The sequence below is a fragment of the Ideonella sp. genome (assembly GCF_044358605.1).
In the GTDB taxonomy this organism is placed as follows: domain Bacteria; phylum Pseudomonadota; class Gammaproteobacteria; order Burkholderiales; family Burkholderiaceae_C; genus Ideonella.
This window is the reverse complement of record NZ_JBIKNQ010000040.1, coordinates 1-16,242: the sequence shown is the minus strand read 5'-3', so window position 1 is coordinate 16,242 and position 16,242 is coordinate 1. Positions and strand designations below refer to the sequence as shown.

Below are 16,242 nucleotides of genomic sequence, written 5' to 3'. Positions count from 1 at the left end.
GTCGTGTCAGTGCAACTTAACCCCTGTTCATGGTTGTGTCTGCTTTGGAGGGCATGCTTTTTCTGCATCACCCTCCCTCCGCTTAGGTCGCTTGGCCACAATCGCGGGGATCCATTGAAGGAGGCAGTATGTCCACATCCGACGCATGGTCACAGCGGCTGCGAGACCTGCAGATGAACATGGGGGCAGCGCTGCAACCCATGGCCCAGGGGCTGCAGACCTTTCGCGATGAAGTCTTGGCTTGCGCATCGCCCTTAAGCCGGGCGGAGGGCCTGCTGGTGCTCTATGGGCAGCCGGCCAGCATGCAGCAATACGATCAAGCCATGGCTGACCTGCGGCTGGCACGCCAAACCTTTTGTGCAAACAAGCGCCAGCATGAAGAAAACCAATGCCTGGTGCTCATCGCTGCCTGCTTGCGCCTGAGAGGCCATATGCAAGCTTGCTTTGCCGTCACAGAGCGGGCGCTCAAGAGCCAGGCACTGGCCAGCACGCAGCGCATGCAGTTGGCCCTTTACGGCCTGCAGGCATTGGCGAGCCTGTTGCGCTACGACGAAGCGGACCATTGGGCGCAGCACTACATTTTGAGCGTGCTTGGCGCTGCACCTGCCAGGCCCGAACATCTGGATTTTTGGTTGGCACTGGGCTTCTTTCGTTTGCAGCAACAGGCGCGTGCCCTGAATAACCAGACCTCCATCACTTTGGACATCCCGCCTGAGCGCCCGCCTAACGAGGCGGCGGCCTTGGCCTACTTGGCCGAAGCCAGGGTTTGCCTTGCAAGGGCAAGCAGCTGTGCAGAAAGCGAGATCAACCGAGAGCGCACTCAGCTGCTGGAAATGGCCGTGTTGGGCTGCGAGGGGCAGCTGCGCGCGGCCACGGCCGTTTATGAAAACCTCAAGCAGTGCTGGCGTGAGAAGCCCCCCCATTACGTGGGAGGGCTGGAGATCAATTTCGGCAACGTGCTTAAGGTCTGCGGCAGTGATGCACAAGCCTACCAAGCGCTGTCTCGGGCCGCCGAACTGGGAGAGCGGCACGGCTTGGGATTTGTACATGGTGCCACCTACTCCTTGGCGCGCCTGGCTCAAGCGCTCGGCCGCCATGAAGCGGCAATGACGCACTATGCGCGGTTCATGGTGTTGAACCACGACCTGCAACGCACCACCTACCAGTGGTTCACCGACCAAGATGACTTGGCAACCTTTGGCCAAGCGCCAGAAGCAGCCGTGCCCCAACACCCCGCCCGGCTCGTAGAAAGCAAGCCGCCCTATCTGCAACAGGCCGAAAAGCTGGTCTTACAAAACCTAGCCCAGCCCTTGAAGATGGACGAGCTGGCCAAGCGGGTCAAGGTCAGCCGACGGACCTTGGAAGCGGCCATGAAAAAGTACGAAAACATGAGCCCGCTGGCCTGGGTACGCCACCAGCGCATGGCGCATGCCGCCCACTTGCTGCAGCACACCGACGCACCCCTGAAGGCCGTGGCGCAAGACCTTGGCTATGCCCATGTCAGCTCTTTCATCAGAGACTTTAAGAAGGTCTTTGGGGAGCTGCCTTCGCAACGAAAAAAACACTTCATGGACTGATGCTCAGAGCCCACCAGCTCTCCACAGGCTGGTGGGCGTGGCCTGAGCGCCATTAGATGCGGTTTGAGACCCGAGACCACGCCAGCAATCACTACCGCCCTGTAGTTACATTGGTCAGCATTTGCTCCTTATCATTGAGATTGAATACATTTGCCTTCATATAATCCCAATCACTATAGATATACATCCTATAGGTTTGAGAATGAACTTGACGAACATGTACGTCCAATACCTTTGTACCAGCAGGAGTCGACTTATTGAAAGCTCTCACCACATTTGCACGATTCTGATAAAGGAGGGAAAAATCAATAGCCGTCGAAACCGGCACCCATCCCTGACCGGCCTTCCAACGAGTTCGCCAGGATAATTCAACAATTGGAACACTTGACTCGCCAAACCAGTGGGTAGGTTGAGTGAAAAACTGCGCCCATGTCCGCTCACCCGCTGGGGCCACCCCGGCATTTAAAGCCTGAACGATCTCAGGGTCAGCGGCATTCGCAACACCGGCCGCTATGGCTTGGGCGGCATTAATATTAGCCGCTCCAGCTATATTGTCCACTGCCATGGAATTCAACCTCTCAACCAAACCCGATGCCGAAACCTCCTGACTTATAGCTTCAGCCATGTGACTCAGATCATTAGTTACAGCATTAACTCTGCACATTGTCCGCACAGCCTGATAGGCGGTACAGAGCCCCGCGCCAATATTACGGGCAGCACCATACAGGTGGTGGGCATTATCCGAACTGTAGAATAAACCGAAGGTTTCGTACGCCATCCGCGATGCTGCGTACGTAGCAAGCTGCGCCTTAAAATACTCTATAGCAGTCGCCTTTAAGTTCATGTCCGCAGCAATCATGTTTAGCTCGTAGGCCACCGGCTGCCCTCCTTGAAAGATGGCATGAAACTCTAAGCCCGATGTCGTGCTTTTACCCACCGCCTTGGTAAACTCGGCAAAGGCCCTCTCGGGTGTCCAACCCGTTACCTTAGCCAAATTATCCCTCGTGATTTCAAGGCTCACAATGTAGGTATCCTTTACCCAATCGTGAGCACGATCCGTATGCATGAGGCCAAGACCTTTGACGGAAGCCCAATAAGGTTTCGAGACCCTAATATTAAGACCCATCTGATTAAAACTCTCCAATCTACCAGGATTAGTGAGGTAATACTGAGGCATCGCTAGGCGCGCCTGAAAAGAGTTACCCATAAAATGGGCGGCCCCCGACGACGGCGGAAGTTCAGACAAATCTACCCCATGGCTGTTATCGGGAAATGGCCTTAGTATGCGCCTACGGAGCTCCTCCTTCGCACACATGGACTGATCATCAGAAGGCAGGTGGTTGCAGCGATCTTTATTGATTGCAATTCTTTGCACTGCAGAGTCAATAGCTGCGCTTGGCAGGCTTGAATTGAATTCAGTGAATTCAAGCAGGCGGGCAGCATTATTGGCAATGAACGTTTCCATGGCTGGCCGTATTTCGTCCATGGCCTGCCAGTATTCAACAGCACGTTTGATTGCCGCATCCTGGCGCTGGGCATGTGGCAAGTTCAGCGTTTCACCATAAGTCTGGGCTACCGACATCACCTTGTGGTAATTGCTACCGAACTCTCCCAAGGCACGATTAAATAGTCGACGCATTTCGGTGTTGCGCACTGAAAAATGCTGTGGCCGCGGCTGTGCATTTTGAATAAGTGGAAGTAGATGCCGCTCAAAAGCTCTTTCACCAGGCTCAATGTTATTGGAAGGTACTTGCACATCACTGGGTGTCCTGACACCCGAGCATTCCAGACCGGGTGTTGGAACAGGGTTTTGTGTATTGCCCCCCAAACGCCCACCCCCCAACATGGCGAGCGAGTTTCCTAGGCTACTCACTGGCCTACTTATCCCGCCAGTTCGGGCCCAAAGATGCAGCTTTCCAAAGTCCTGATATAGGAAACGACTCGCCCGTTGAGAGGCGGTAGAATAGTAATTTTGAAGAGCTGGCTCAAAAGACCATGTTGTCGACCACCGCAGATTCGGGTCTATTTTTGATGCCGCTTCACAACCCTCAGCTTTAGGAAATATGTTGAAAGTGCGCATGCCATTCGAAAGAGCATGTCCGTCGGCTCCCAAACACCTGTGGTTCGTCCCCTCTTGCACTGCCACATATTCATCATAAGAAGGGCTTTGGCTGACCTTGATCAGCGAAAACATGAACGGCATTGATTTTGAGTTTAGATCTCGGCGCTTCAGCCAATTGCCATCCACGCTGAGGGCCTCGCGGTCATAGTAGATTCTTCCTCGCTGCTCCTCAGTAGCGGGGTCTTGGGGAACATAGAAACGGCAACCGGTAAGCCCACCATTGATGGGAATGGATGTCACGCCGTAAGCCGTATTGGCCATCAGTATTCCAAGCAAGGCCAATTTGGCATGCAAGCTTTTGATTTTCATGTTAAGCACCTCATTCCGCATCAATATAAGTAAGCTGCCCAGGGACCTGCGTCCACGCTGAACTCGTGTTGCAGGGCCGCTGGCACTGGTAGATATTTCCACCCCTCACCCCCCACACGTCCCTTTGCCCAATGCTGACTTGGTCCATGACGCCTGCTTCGGGAAAGCTTTCCCAACTACTTGAAAGATCAGCCCTGATCCGAAACACCGTGCCATTGGAATTTGTGCCGTAAACCCAGCCATGACGCATATCAAGATTTCTGAGCAACCCTGGCGCCTTCTTCCACGAGGTGGAACTACTGCATGGCTGGGCGCAATGCCACAATTCATCGTTGGTTTGCACCGCCCAGATCCAATGTGGTCCTGCAGACACCCACTTCATCGACACGCTTGGGGGGGGGGTAGGGACATCCACGGCCCGATACCAGACTCTCGGTTCCAGATGATCTTTCCGCCAGACACGGCATAGATGCGCTCCCCGGCCGGGTCTACATCGATGTGTGTGAATCTAGTCGGAGCAGATACACCCAACCATTGATTGGACGCATAACAGGGTTGGCGGCATTTTTTTAAATCTCCGGTAGTCGTCAAGGCCCAAACATATTGGTGCCCGGCGCTGACTTTACTGTACCCCAATCCAAGATTGCTCATCCACTGCCAGCTACCTGGGGGCGCATATCCGTTTCCTTCGCTTTCTAGTCCGTTTCGCCAGACATTTCCGTTACTCCCCCAGACATCCTGCGGCTGAGCTCTGTAGTATTTGACGGTCTCTCCAATAGTCCAGTCTTGCTTTAATGATTGCCAGTCCCCACAGGCTTTTATGCTTGGCGCTTCGTGGGGGTCCATGATTTCAACGCAGTTATTGGTGCCGTCTTGCCGCCATCTGTTCTCTGAAAATGTCCATGTCGGTGCACTTAAGCAGCTGATCAAGGCGAGTTTCGTCGTCCCGCCGATACATTGGCCCGGGCGAGCCATGGATTCAAGGCGGCGATCACCTCGATAGTCAAACAGTGCGCCTGAGTGATAGGAGCAGGAACCAGACTCCATCAATCCTTGGGCATTGACCACCACGCACTGCGCGGCAAATGGGTTGAAGATACCCAAGCCTGCGCTGCCGTCAGCAAAAAGCAGGTTTCCGTCTTGCGGGTTGCAAGTCGCCATGGCGGGCCAGGTTCCACCCGAGGCGATGCAGGCGTTGGCGCCCACGTTCCTGATCATGCCGTCGTCAAGTCGCCATTGATGGCGTGGCTCATTCGAGTTGCACTCCTCCCCCGTGTAGACGACAGAGGTGCCTGCCTGAAATGCCAAGCATTTGTTCGCGCCCGTCTTGTACAGATGGGCGCCCCCAGCAAGCTTGACCTTCTCAAACTGCTGATTGGCTGCGCCGCGTACGCAAGATTCAAGAGGGCCTCCGGTGGTGATGCACTTATCAGAGTTGACGTGAACCAATGCGCCGGTGGCTGAAAAGGCTGAGTGGCTCGCTCCCAGGGAGAGGCCCACCATCAGCACCCTCATGCTGCGCAGAAGATGTCTCTCAGTGAGACGGAATAGTGAATGCTTCACATGTGTTCCTTTCGACAAAAGTGTTCAGTTCAATTTCGATCGGGTGGCCCCTTGCGGCCTTGCGCCCGCTGTCACCGGAGTGTTTGCGCTTGGTTCCGTTGAACCCACTCCACCAAGGCCGCAGCCAACATGTCGTCGTCTGGGGGAGGTTGTTCCCGCTCTCGGCGCAGTTGGGCCAGATCACTCATCAGCTGGCGAGCTGATGAATCGCCTTGCTTTGCGGCCAAATTGACCTTTTGACGGGCGCTGCTGGCCAGCTTCTCGACCTGAATGCAAGCCCGCCTGACCGGCTCCATCGGTTCAGGCTGGCGCGATTGGCACCAGACAGACCACTGCAGCAGTGGCCTGAGGCTTTCCGGAGAAGCCCCTTGCTCAGCGGGGGTGGGCAGCATCGCTGTGTATCTGCCCTGTGTTGCCTCATGCGCAGGCTTGCCCAGCGAACTAAGTGGAGCAGAGGCCGGCGCAGGGGTCGTCGGCGGGCTGACCTCATTCGCCCATGGGGCGCTGGCGGCGACAGGTACGTGCGCAGCTTCCCTGTGTTCACCTTCGCTCTCAGCATCCGTGCCAAGGTGCCACCAGGACAGGCCAACAAGCATCAAAACCAAGAAGGCAAAAGATAAAAATCTGGACATCAGCGAAACCATTTCTGTATGGCAAGCCGAACCCTCAAGTACACGACGCTGCGCAATGAGCCTCTTGCATGCCCGCTGTTTGGGCAAGAGAACGGCGATCAGCCAATGTTGCTGATTTACTGCTGCCTGCTGAAGAGGGTGCCCCCTTGAGGACAGCGCGCGGCCTCGCAATCAGACATTGATTTGCGCGATCGGCGAACTAGCAGGCTCCGGGGTGGCTGGTTTGCGCTACGCAGAGCAGCACGGAACAAAACTCAGCGCGGCCAAGCCTGAGCAATGGCCGGAAAGTACTCGCACACCAGCAAGGGCGCGCCATGGAAGCGGAACACCGAATGGCGGCGCCACCAGGGGCCACGGGGCGATGAACCAACCGCCCTTTCCCAAGCTTGGCGCACGCGCTGCGCCTCAGGCCCACAAACTCGGCGTGCGCACAGCTCAGAGCGGGTGATGTCCCGTCGCATGAAGAGCAGCTCCGCCAAGGGCCGCTGGCCCAGGCCGCGAATGGCGCGCCAGGGGCCGCGAGAGGCCTGTTGTGATGTGACCGAGCGGGCATAGACCAAGGGCTGGCCTGCGCCATAGAGCAGAACCTCGCGGGCATGCAAGGGCGTGTGGGGTGGCAAGCCTAAGAGGGCATGCTCGTCACCCCAAGGGGGCTGCAGGCCTTGCGCCAAACGGGCCACCGCCAAGGGGCCTAATGCGCGATGCAGGCGGGCAGAGAGCGAGCCGCGCGCCGCCAGCCAAGCCGCCAAGGTGGCGGACACCGGCCGCGCGCCTTGCAGATGCACCAGGGCATCGGCGGCGGGTCTGTCGAGTCGCCGCTTCAGACCGCGCAAGACCGCGGCATCGGCCGGCTTCATGCGTTGGCGAGGGCCCGGCCGATCAAGATCTTTTGCACTTCAGAGGTGCCTTCGTAGATCTGGCAGACGCGCACATCGCGGTAGATGCGCTCGACGGGGAAGTCGCTGACATAGCCGTAGCCGCCATGCACTTGGATGGCGGCGGAGCAGACCTTCTCGGCCATCTCGCTGGCAAAGAGCTTGGCCATGGCCGCCTCTTTAAGGCAGGGCAGGCCGGCGTCCTTCAGGCTGGCGGCATGCCAGATGAGTTGGCGCGCGGCTTCGATCTGAGTGGCCATGTCGGCCAGCTTGTGCTGCACGGCTTGATGTTCAAAGATGGGCTCACCAAAGGCCACGCGCTCTTTGGCGTACTTGAGGGCCGCTTCAAAGGCGGCGCGGGCCATGCCCACGCTCTGGCTGGCAATGCCGATGCGGCCACCCTCCAGGCCTGAGAGCGCAATCTTCAGGCCTTGGCCTTCGTCGCCCAGGCGGTTGGCGGCGGGGATGCGGCAGTTCTCGAACAGGATCTGTGCCGTGTCCGAGCTGTGCTGGCCCATCTTGTCTTCGATACGGGCCACCGTGTAGCCGGGCGTGGCGGTGGGCACTAAAAAGGCGCTGATGCCCTTTTTGCCCGCGGCCTTGTCGGTGACGGCCATCACGATGGCCACATCCCCATTCTTGCCGCTGGTGATGAACTGCTTGACGCCATTGAGCACGTACTCGTCGCCCTCGCGCTGCGCTGTGGTGCGCAGGCCGCCGGCCTCGGAGCCCACATGCGGCTCGGTCAGGCAGAAGGCGCCCAGCATGTCGCCGCGCGCCAGGGGCTTCAGAAAGCGCTGCTTCTGGTCCTCATTGCCGAAGGCCATCAAGATGGAGCAGACCGGGCAGTTGTTGACGCTGACCACGGTGGAGGTGCCACCATCACCTGCGGCAATTTCTTCCAAGATCAAAGCCAGAGCCAGGTAGTCCAGCCCCGCGCCGTCGTACTCGGTGGGCACGGCCACGCCGTAGCAACCCAGGGCCGCCAGGCCTTTGAGCTCAAGGTCGGGGAAGTGGTGTTCCTTGTCCCAGCGCGCCGCGTGCGGGGCGATCTGGTCTTGCACATAGGCTCGCACGGCATCTTGCACGGCGCGGTGGTCTTCACTGAGCAGCATGTTGTTTCATCTCCGAAAGGTTTTCTTGGAACGCGGTGCACAGCAGCACTTTAGGGCCTTGCGGGCCGCGCATCAGGTGATAGTGGGTGTGAAAAGCCTGGAGCTCTGAGCCATCTTGGCGGCGGATCACCCAGTGCAGCAAAGCCGTGCTGTGTTGAGCGCCCAGGTCTTGATGGGCCACGATGCAGGCCTCGGTGGTGTGAAAGCCCGCCTGAGCGTAGACCTCGCACAGGGCTTGATGGTTGGCGCGCATCGGGGCCTCGTCAGGCCACCAAGTCAATGCACCCTGGCCTGCCCGCTCAACCGCGATGCCCGACGGCGAGTGCCACAGGTCCGCCACAGCGTCGCCGTCGAGGGCATTGAATGCCGCTTCGTAGCGCTGAAAAAACTGTTGGACTTCTTGAAGACTCATGAGGGTTTGACTCGTCGTTCACCAAGGGAGCACTTGCGCGTCGATGTCTAAGAGGCAGCCGTGGTGCTCTGCCCGCAAGTTCGCGATATTGGCCCTCAGTTGAGCGGCGCTCTCCTCGGGTGTGAGGTCCGCGCCCGCCCCGCCCATGTCGGTGCGCACCCAGCCCGGATGCAGCGCCACGCACAGGGCCTTGCCCTGCAACACCAGAGACGCATCTTTGAGCACCGAGTTAACCGCCGCCTTGGACGCCCGGTAGAGCCAGCCCGAGGCATTGCTGCGCACGCCCTTGGAGCCCATGCGTGAGGAGATGATGGCCACGCGCGCATCGGGCGCCAAAGCCTCAGCCACCTGGGGCAGCACCCGCATGGGGCCTAGCACATTGGTGTGCATGACGTGGTCAAAGTCGGCCTGCGTGGGCGTGCTCATGGCGTCTTGGCGCGGGCCATAAACACCGGCATTGATGACCACCACCTCAAAGGCCTCGCCGTCGATCTGCCAGGCGAGACCTGAGGCGCTGACAGCATCGGCCACGTCCAGCGTCAAGGCCTTGGCCCCCAGCTCACGCAGGCGGGCCAAGCCCGCCGCATCGCGTGCGGTAGCCACGACTTGGGCACCAGCGGCGCGGTACTGGCGCACCAGCTCCAACCCAATGCCGCGCGAGGCACCGATCACCAAGACAGATTGACTCGTGGCCATATGGGTCAAAGCATCTCAAGGGCCAAGGCGGTGGCTTCACCACCGCCGATGCACAGCGAGGCCATGCCGCGCTTCTTGCCTTGCTTCTTGAGCGCGCCCAGCAGCGTCACCACAATGCGCGCGCCCGAGGCGCCGATGGGGTGGCCCAGGGCGCAAGCGCCGCCGTGCACGTTGACGATCTCGTGCGGCAGCTTGAACTCATGCATGGCGGCCATGGTGACAGCGGCGAAGGCCTCGTTGACCTCCCAGAGATCCACCTGCTCGGCCGTCCAGCCCGCCTTAGCCAGCGCCTTTTGGATGGCACCCGCCGGGGCGGTGGAGAACCACTCGGGCGCTTGGGCATGCACGGCGTGCGAGACGATGCGCGCCACGGGCGACAGGCCCATGCGCGCGGCGGTGGAGGCCCGCATCAGCACCAGGGCGGCCGCGCCGTCGGAGATGCTGGAGGCATTGGCCGCGGTGATGGTGCCGTCTTTCTTGAAGGCGGGCTTGAGGCCTGCGATCTTGTCGAGTTTGGCCTTGAAGGGTTGCTCGTCATGCTTGATCAGTACCTCGCCACCGCGACCGGCCAGCGTGACCGGGGCGATTTCCCAGTCGAAGCTGCCGTCTTCGTTGGCTTGCTTAGCGCGGGTGGTCGACGCAATGGCGAAAGCGTCTTGAGCCTCGCGGGTGAAGCCATATTTGGCCACGCATTGTTCGGCAAACACGCCCATGGCCTTGCCACGCTCATAGGCGTCTTCCAGGCCGTCCATGGCCATGTGGTCGAACATCTGCGCCGCACCGTACTTCACGCCCTTGCGCGCAAACATCAGGTGCGGGGCGTTGGTCATGCTCTCCATGCCGCCAGCCACCATCACGTCCACACTGCCTGCGGCCAGCATGTCATGGGCAAACATCATGGCGCGCATGCCTGAGCCGCACATCTTGCTCAGCGTCACCGCACCAGCCGATTGCGGCAGACCGGCCTTCAGCACCGCTTGGCGTGCCGGGGCTTGGCCTTGGCCCGCCATCAGGCAGTTGCCCATCAGCACTTCATTGACGGCGTCACCAGGCACACCCGCACGCTCGACAGCAGCCTTGATGGCCACCCCGCCCAGCTCCCAAGCCGGCAGGTTGGCGAAGTCGCCCAAGAGGCCGCCAATCGGGGTGCGGGCGGCCGAGACGATGACGATGGGATCACTCATGAGAAAGCTCCTTCGAAGGTTCAGGGAAGGTTGAATGAGTCAAGCCGCTTCGTGGGTGAACGAAGCGCTTGGCAGGGTCGTAAGGGAACACGTCGTGTACATGGCCTTGGGCAATGCGCGCCTGGTGGCGCTGCCAAAAGGCGGGGTCGAGCAGGTCCGCATGGTGCTGCATAAAAACTTGCCGCACCGCCGGGTTGCCCAGCAAAAAGGGCTCAAAGGTTTCGGGGAAGACATCGCCCGGGCGAACGGTGTACCAAACCTCGCCGGACATTTCCTCTTCCTCGTTGCGCGGTTCGGGCACGCGGCGGAAGTTGCAATCAGTGATGTACTCGATCTCGTCGTAGTCGTAGAACACCACTTTGCCATGGCGGGTCACGCCAAAGTTTTTCCACAGCATGTCGCCGGGGAAGATGTTGGCGGCCACCAGGTCTTTGATGGCGTTGCCGTACTCGATCACGGCTTGGGTGAGTTGCTCTGGCGTGGCGTCTTGCAGATAGATGTTGAGCGGGATCATGCGCCGCTCGATGTAGACATGCTTCAGGATCAGCTCGACCTGACCGTCGCCGTCGCGGTCGGAGATCTCCAGCACGCTGGGGCAGAACTTTTGGAGCTCGGCCACCAGTTCGTCGTCAAAGCGCGCATGCGGAAAGGCCACATTGCTGAACTCCAACGTGTCGGCCATGCGCCCCACGCGGTCATGTTGCTTGACCAGCAGGTACTTGCCCATGATGCCCTCGCGCGTGGTCTCCTTGGGCGGTGGGTAGTAGTCTTTGATGACCTTGAAGACAAAGGGAAAGCTGGGCAGGTCGAACACCAGCATCACCATGCCCTTGATGCCAGGGGCAATGCGGAAGCGGTCGCTGCTGTGGCGCAGGTGGTGCAAAAAATCTCGGTAGAACAGGTTCTTGCCGTGCTTTTGCAGGCCCAGGGCGCTGTACAGCTCGGCGCGTGGCTTGCGGGGCATCAGGCTGCGTAGAAACTGCACATAGGCGCTGGGGATCTCCATGTCGACCATGAAGTAAGCCCGTGCAAAGCTGAACAGCAGCAGCAGGTCTTCTTCGCCAAACAAGGCCGTGTCGATCACCAGCTGCCCAGCCTCCTTGTGCAAGATGGGCAGGGCCAGGGGAATCTCCCGAAAGCCATTGACCACCTTGCCCACGATGTAGGCGGCTTTGTTGCGGTAGAACAGACTGGACAGCACCTGGATCTGGAAGTTGGCGCGAGCGCGGAACTCCCCCAGCTGGGCCTCTAGGGCGGCCAGCACAGCGTCCACGTCGCGGTCTAAGTCTTCCCAGCGGCCTTCAAGCTGGAAGTTGCTGACCATGCGCCAGCAAGACTCGCGCAGGCTGTCCTTGCTCGGGTAGTAGGCGCGGTAAGTTGGCGTGGCCGCCGGTTCGTCGTTTTCGATGTATTCGGTGGAAACCGCCGGGCGCACAAAGATGAAGTCGTTGTGGAAGTAGTGACGGTGCAGGATCTTGGTGGTGACCGAGTTGAAGAAGGTCTCGGCCAACTCCGGCTGGTGATGATTGGTCAGCAAGCCGATGTAGTGCAGCTTGATTTGCTGCCAGGTGTTCATGGACAGCTCAGAGGCCCTGAACTCCTGCTGTAGGCGCTGGGTGCTCTCTGCCACGCGCAGGTCGTAGAACTCAATACGCTCGCGCTGGGCCGCCTGTTGACCATGCCAATCGGCACGCTCGAAGCGCTGCTTGGCCTGTGCGCTGGTTTGGCGGAACAAGCGGTAATGGCGGTTAAAGCCCTCCAGCAGTGCAGCTGCAATGTCAAAGGCACGGCTGTCGTTGAGCTGCTGGGGGAACATGGGCGTTTGGCTTCAAGCAGCCAGATAACGATCACGGATGCCGCTCAAGGCGTGCGCATAGGCGGTGTCTACGTCTTCCGCTGCGCGGGCAGTCATTTTCAGGTCGTCCAGCAGGCCGTTATGCAGCCCATAGACCCAGCCGTGGACGACCACCTCCTGGCCGCGCGTCCAGGCATCGAGCACCACCGTGCTGGTGCAGACATTGCGAGCCTGCTCCAGCACATTGAGCTCACACAGCGCATCGACTCGGCGTTCAGCATCGATTTGGTCGAGGAATGCCTGGTGCTGGTGGCGCACATCCTTGACATGGCGCAGCCAGTTATCGACCAGACCCAAGCGCAGGTCATTGAGCGCCGCCTTGACGCCACCGCAGTTGGAATGACCCACCACGATGATGTGCTGCACCTTCAGGCCATCGACGGCGAATTGAATGACCGACAGTGCATTGAGGTCTGAGTGCGCCACCACATTCGCCACATTGCGATGCACAAACAACTCCCCTGGGAGTAGGCCGACCAATTCGTTGGCCGGCACGCGGCTGTCAGCACAACCGATCCAGAGGTATTGCGGGGTTTGTTGCTCCAGCAGCTTGCTGAAAAAGCCAGGATCTTGGGCTTCGGTCAGAGCCGCCCATTGGCGGTTGCTTTCAAACAGTTCGGTCAGTTGCGTGGTCATGAGGGGTCAGGCTTTGGGCCGCTTGGCCAAGAGGCTGCGGCAACGCAGTTCATGTTGTTCGATTTCTGCCAGCGTCACCTGGATGTCCTCAAGCTGCTGCTCCAACTGGGTGCGGTGGTTGGCCAGCACTTGCATAAAGGCTTCCAACTGTGGTCGGGTGTCGGTTCCTGACTCGTACATGTCCACCAGTTGCTTGATCTCTTGCAGGCTCAGCCCCAGGCGTTTGCCGCGCAGGGTGAGCTTAAGGCGGGTGCGGTCGCGGTGGGTGTAGACCCGGTTGCGGCCCGCGCGTGCGGGCTCCATCAGGCCCACGTCTTCATAGAAGCGAATCGCGCGGGGCGTGATGTCGAACTCCTGCGCCAGCTCAGTGATGGTGAAGGTGCGAGGCTCGCCCCGGCTATCGACCGAGTCGTCGGCATCCGCAGCGCGGCGCGCTTGGCGGGAAGCAGTGGGCATGGTGGCGGCGATCAGTTGACGTTGACGTAAACGTCAGTCTACGTCATCTGCTCGCCGGTCGGTCCACAGGGAGACCCTCAGAAGCGCGCTGCCCGACACCACGGTATGGAGGGCAGAAATAAGAAAGCCGATCAACTCTCGTTGACCGGCTTCCTCCCTCTTTGATGCCGCATAAGCGTTTTAGTCCTCCCTGGACCTTCATCTAGCCTTGCGTGACAGCGGTGAAGACAGTGTGCCCAGGGGGTGGTCAATCCACTATCCCCCTTTGGGGGGGGATGACAGGGGATAGGGGCCAGATTCGCCAGAAATTTGGCAACTGGCGCTGGATTTGGCGCCATAAGACGCGTCAACCCAAGGGCGGCAACACTTCCTTCACTAAGCTCTGGCGAGCCGTCGCGAAGTCAGGGACGACCGAGCGCACCACCTCCCAAAACGCTGGGCTGTGGTTCATTTCGCGCAGGTGGGCCAGTTCGTGGGCCACCACGTAATCGATGACGGGCATGCCAAAGTGAATCAATCGCCAGTTCAGGCGAATGGCGCCGTCTGCGGTGGCACTGCCCCAGCGGGTTTGGGCGGAGCTGAGGCTGAGCCGCTTCATCTTGACCCCGAGCGCCTGCGCAAAATGCTGGCAGCGCTCTTCAAAGACCTGCTTGGCTTGGCGTTGCAGCCAGCTTTGGACGACATCTCGAATCTGTTGGGGCTCAGCGGCATGCGGCAAAGGCAGGTGCAGGGCTTGGCGCGGCTCACCCGGCCGATGCGCCTCAATAGCCTGCACGTGAGCACGCGAGCCCGAGGCATTCAGCACCAAGCGCAGGGGCTCACCCAGGAAGGGCAAGGTCGCGCCGTCACGCCACTCGATACGAGAGGATTCCACGCGCTTGCGGCGCTCCTGCTGCTCGGCCAGCTTGCGCAGCAACCAGGCCGACTTCTCGCGCAGGAGCTTGTCGATCTCGCCTTGCCCCACCCAGCGGGGTGCCGTCACCACCAAGCCATCAGCGCTGACGACAAAGCCCACCGACTTGCGGAGCGCGCGTTTGAGGTGATAGGCCACCAGGGACTCGCCCAAAAGAATTTCTCGGTCGGCTTGCGGATGGCGGTGGTCCACGGTGCCGGGGGCGTGAGGGGCTAAGGTGGTGACGGGCGTGACATCAGGTACTGGAGCCGGACCACGCGGCGCTTGGGGCGCACCAGCGGGAGGTGATGGCGCCAAAGCGATGGGGAGGCTTGCTGGCTGAATGTCAAACAAAGACAGTTGTTGGGGCGGCCGCAGCAAAGACATGCCACCATTTTACGGACGTGCGGTTGCGCCGCGTAGGTGTTCAGTGATGACTCGGGGGCGCCAGAACCCGGCGTGCACCTCTGCTCTCGCTGTGCACTGCCCTTTCAGGAGGTGCGACGGCCGACCGCCATTCAGGTCTGTTCTGCAGCAGCGCTCATTCAAGCGGACTCAACATCGGATCCATGGGATCCCATTTCCCCTCGGCAAATGCCGTGACTGACTTATCACCTACAGCATCACCATGAAGACCAGCCACGGCAATTCCAAAATCAAATAATATGGAGATCCCATAGGCGTGTTTTGAATTTGCGTCCGAGGCCTTCAGAAAATCATAAAATGCTGAACTATTGCGCCAATCCAGAACCTCACCGTTCACACTGACCTGATTTTCAGGGCCATATAAACTCACCATACTCAAGCCACCAGCCTTGCCCTCGAAAACCAGTTGAGTGGCGTTTGAGTCCCAGTACAACGTCGTCACACCCTCATCAGCGTCGTAGGAGCGAAATGCCGCCGCGCCCAGGATGGACTCTGCCTCCGCCATGCTTATTCCAAAACGCAGAGGCCCCACCGATTTATAGGGGCTCAAGATCCAATGATTCATCGCCATCCACCTTACTTCAGCAAGTTATTCTTTTCCAGGCACTTGAAATACTCAAGCATCTCCAGCATCGCCTCATTGTATTTTCCGGGCTCACCAATCAAGTCCTGAATGCGTCTGATGTCAAGCAGTTCTTTCACCATCGCGTCGCGCCATCGGCCCGACTTCAAGAGCTGATCCAATTTCGCACGATATCGGGCTGAGCCAGGTTGAGACCCATTGCTCTTTGTGAGGCGATGATCGGCTGGCTCCATCTGTATGGCCGGCCCGTCATTGCGGGCCAGAGGGCTCACATCATCCGCCGGCATGTGATGTGAGTCTTTGCCGTCATTCACAGGCCCCTTGGTCTTGCTGTGTGCGCCGCCACGATAGGGCCCTGTGCCATTGCCCTGCTTCAAATGGTCGCAAGGGCCAGGCCCTTTGCCCTCCCCCTTGCTCTTGCCGCCACTGCCGCTATTGCTCTGGCTGGGGTCTGCGCGACTCTCTTTCTTCATCACCTCATCAATCTTGGCCCGCATCTTGGCCAAGTATTCCTCCAGCTTTTTGCGCATGCTTTTGGGCAACATCGGCAGCACTTTTTGCTCGATGACCTTGGCCGCCTCCAGATACTTGTCGCTGTTCTTGAGGATCTTCGCCGCTCCGGCCGCGTCACCGACGACGGGGATCGCCGACCCGGCGCTGAACAGAGCGCCCACGAAGTCCCCACGGCACAGACTAATGGCGGCGTTGATCAAGTCCGGGATGGCACCAGCGCCAGGAATCATGCCCGCCAGGTCCAGCACCAACTGCAGCGCGTCAATCGCCCCTAGCAGGCTGCTGAAATACCGACCGGTTGTGATGGTCGAGCGAGGCGCAGCGAGGACAATGTGAGCATCTCGATCTGAGAGAGACCTATGCGCGGCGCCGACACCTTCACCGAGAGCCTGTTCA

General features: G+C 59.5%; 15 protein-coding genes. 1 reads left to right on the top strand and 14 read right to left on the bottom strand.

The features are described 5' to 3' along the window. The first annotated feature begins 128 nt into the window (after positions 1-128). Complete coding sequence (locus tag ACIQ3Q_RS14435; protein WP_396269831.1) at positions 129-1,577, top strand: helix-turn-helix domain-containing protein; 1,449 nt, start codon at positions 129-131, stop codon at positions 1,575-1,577. A gap of 91 nt (positions 1,578-1,668) precedes the next feature. Here the strand turns inward: ACIQ3Q_RS14435 and ACIQ3Q_RS14430 are convergent, their stop codons facing one another. The 14 genes from ACIQ3Q_RS14430 to ACIQ3Q_RS14365 all read right to left on the bottom strand — a co-directional run. Next, positions 1,669-4,008 carry a hypothetical protein gene (locus ACIQ3Q_RS14430; RefSeq protein WP_396269830.1) on the bottom strand — a complete coding sequence of 780 codons (2,340 nt, stop codon included), beginning with the start codon at positions 4,006-4,008 and terminating at the stop codon, positions 1,669-1,671. 10 nt (positions 4,009-4,018) lie between these two features. After that, positions 4,019-4,390, bottom strand: coding sequence for a tectonin domain-containing protein (locus ACIQ3Q_RS14425; RefSeq protein WP_396269829.1), 372 nt, complete (start codon positions 4,388-4,390; stop codon positions 4,019-4,021). Then, positions 4,387-5,511, bottom strand: coding sequence for an RICIN domain-containing protein (locus ACIQ3Q_RS14420; protein WP_396269828.1), 1,125 nt, complete (start codon positions 5,509-5,511; stop codon positions 4,387-4,389). The genes ACIQ3Q_RS14425 and ACIQ3Q_RS14420 overlap by 4 nt, the downstream gene beginning before the upstream one ends. Positions 5,512-6,457: 946 nt before the next feature. After that, entirely contained in the window at positions 6,458-7,060 is a 603-nt protein-coding gene (locus tag ACIQ3Q_RS14415; RefSeq protein WP_396269827.1) for a chorismate--pyruvate lyase family protein, read from the bottom strand. Next, complete coding sequence (locus ACIQ3Q_RS14410; RefSeq protein WP_396269826.1) at positions 7,057-8,193, bottom strand: acyl-CoA dehydrogenase family protein; 1,137 nt, start codon at positions 8,191-8,193, stop codon at positions 7,057-7,059. The genes ACIQ3Q_RS14415 and ACIQ3Q_RS14410 overlap by 4 nt, the downstream gene beginning before the upstream one ends. Then, on the bottom strand, positions 8,180-8,605 hold the full coding sequence (locus tag ACIQ3Q_RS14405) for a hypothetical protein (protein ID WP_396269825.1): 426 nt from the start codon (positions 8,603-8,605) through the stop codon (positions 8,180-8,182). The genes ACIQ3Q_RS14410 and ACIQ3Q_RS14405 overlap by 14 nt, the downstream gene beginning before the upstream one ends. 18 nt (positions 8,606-8,623) lie before the next feature. After that, the gene (locus tag ACIQ3Q_RS14400) at positions 8,624-9,301 is read right to left on the bottom strand and encodes an SDR family oxidoreductase (protein ID WP_396269824.1); all 678 of its coding nucleotides are present in this window, start codon (positions 9,299-9,301) and stop codon (positions 8,624-8,626) included. A gap of 5 nt (positions 9,302-9,306) precedes the next feature. Further along, positions 9,307-10,485 carry an acetyl-CoA C-acyltransferase gene (locus tag ACIQ3Q_RS14395; protein WP_396269823.1) on the bottom strand — a complete coding sequence of 393 codons (1,179 nt, stop codon included), beginning with the start codon at positions 10,483-10,485 and terminating at the stop codon, positions 9,307-9,309. Beyond that, complete coding sequence (aceK, locus tag ACIQ3Q_RS14390; protein WP_396269822.1) at positions 10,478-12,301, bottom strand: bifunctional isocitrate dehydrogenase kinase/phosphatase; 1,824 nt, start codon at positions 12,299-12,301, stop codon at positions 10,478-10,480. The genes ACIQ3Q_RS14395 and aceK overlap by 8 nt, the downstream gene beginning before the upstream one ends. Before the next feature lie 12 nt (positions 12,302-12,313). Then, on the bottom strand, positions 12,314-12,976 hold the full coding sequence (gene can, locus ACIQ3Q_RS14385; protein ID WP_396269821.1) for a carbonate dehydratase: 663 nt from the start codon (positions 12,974-12,976) through the stop codon (positions 12,314-12,316). Between the two features lie 6 nt (positions 12,977-12,982). After that, positions 12,983-13,432, bottom strand: coding sequence for a MerR family DNA-binding transcriptional regulator (locus ACIQ3Q_RS14380; RefSeq protein WP_396269820.1), 450 nt, complete (start codon positions 13,430-13,432; stop codon positions 12,983-12,985). A 346-nt stretch (positions 13,433-13,778) separates the two neighbouring features. After that, positions 13,779-14,711, bottom strand: coding sequence for a M48 family metallopeptidase (locus ACIQ3Q_RS14375; protein WP_396269819.1), 933 nt, complete (start codon positions 14,709-14,711; stop codon positions 13,779-13,781). 154 nt (positions 14,712-14,865) lie between these two features. Then, a complete protein-coding gene (locus tag ACIQ3Q_RS14370; RefSeq protein ID WP_396269818.1) occupies positions 14,866-15,315 on the bottom strand; it encodes a hypothetical protein in 450 nt (149 codons plus the stop codon). Positions 15,316-15,326: 11 nt separating this feature from the next. Then, on the bottom strand, positions 15,327-16,242 hold a 916-nt coding region (locus ACIQ3Q_RS14365; RefSeq protein WP_396269817.1), incomplete at its 5' end, for a hypothetical protein.

Bases quoted from the DNA above. Each gene is read 5' to 3' on its own strand.
- ACIQ3Q_RS14435 (WP_396269831.1), top strand. From the start codon at position 129: ATGTCCACATCCGACGCATGGTCACAGCGGCTGCGAGACCTGCAGATG.
- ACIQ3Q_RS14430 (WP_396269830.1), bottom strand. From the start codon at position 4,008: ATGAAAATCAAAAGCTTGCATGCCAAATTGGCCTTGCTTGGAATACTG.
- ACIQ3Q_RS14425 (WP_396269829.1), bottom strand. From the start codon at position 4,390: ATGAAGTGGGTGTCTGCAGGACCACATTGGATCTGGGCGGTGCAAACC.
- ACIQ3Q_RS14420 (WP_396269828.1), bottom strand. From the start codon at position 5,511: ATGGTGGGCCTCTCCCTGGGAGCGAGCCACTCAGCCTTTTCAGCCACC.
- ACIQ3Q_RS14415 (WP_396269827.1), bottom strand. From the start codon at position 7,060: ATGAAGCCGGCCGATGCCGCGGTCTTGCGCGGTCTGAAGCGGCGACTC.
- ACIQ3Q_RS14410 (WP_396269826.1), bottom strand. From the start codon at position 8,193: ATGCTGCTCAGTGAAGACCACCGCGCCGTGCAAGATGCCGTGCGAGCC.
- ACIQ3Q_RS14405 (WP_396269825.1), bottom strand. From the start codon at position 8,605: ATGAGTCTTCAAGAAGTCCAACAGTTTTTTCAGCGCTACGAAGCGGCA.
- ACIQ3Q_RS14400 (WP_396269824.1), bottom strand. From the start codon at position 9,301: ATGGCCACGAGTCAATCTGTCTTGGTGATCGGTGCCTCGCGCGGCATT.
- ACIQ3Q_RS14395 (WP_396269823.1), bottom strand. From the start codon at position 10,485: ATGAGTGATCCCATCGTCATCGTCTCGGCCGCCCGCACCCCGATTGGC.
- aceK (WP_396269822.1), bottom strand. From the start codon at position 12,301: ATGTTCCCCCAGCAGCTCAACGACAGCCGTGCCTTTGACATTGCAGCT.
- can (WP_396269821.1), bottom strand. From the start codon at position 12,976: ATGACCACGCAACTGACCGAACTGTTTGAAAGCAACCGCCAATGGGCG.
- ACIQ3Q_RS14380 (WP_396269820.1), bottom strand. From the start codon at position 13,432: ATGCCCACTGCTTCCCGCCAAGCGCGCCGCGCTGCGGATGCCGACGAC.
- ACIQ3Q_RS14375 (WP_396269819.1), bottom strand. From the start codon at position 14,711: ATGTCTTTGCTGCGGCCGCCCCAACAACTGTCTTTGTTTGACATTCAG.
- ACIQ3Q_RS14370 (WP_396269818.1), bottom strand. From the start codon at position 15,315: ATGAATCATTGGATCTTGAGCCCCTATAAATCGGTGGGGCCTCTGCGT.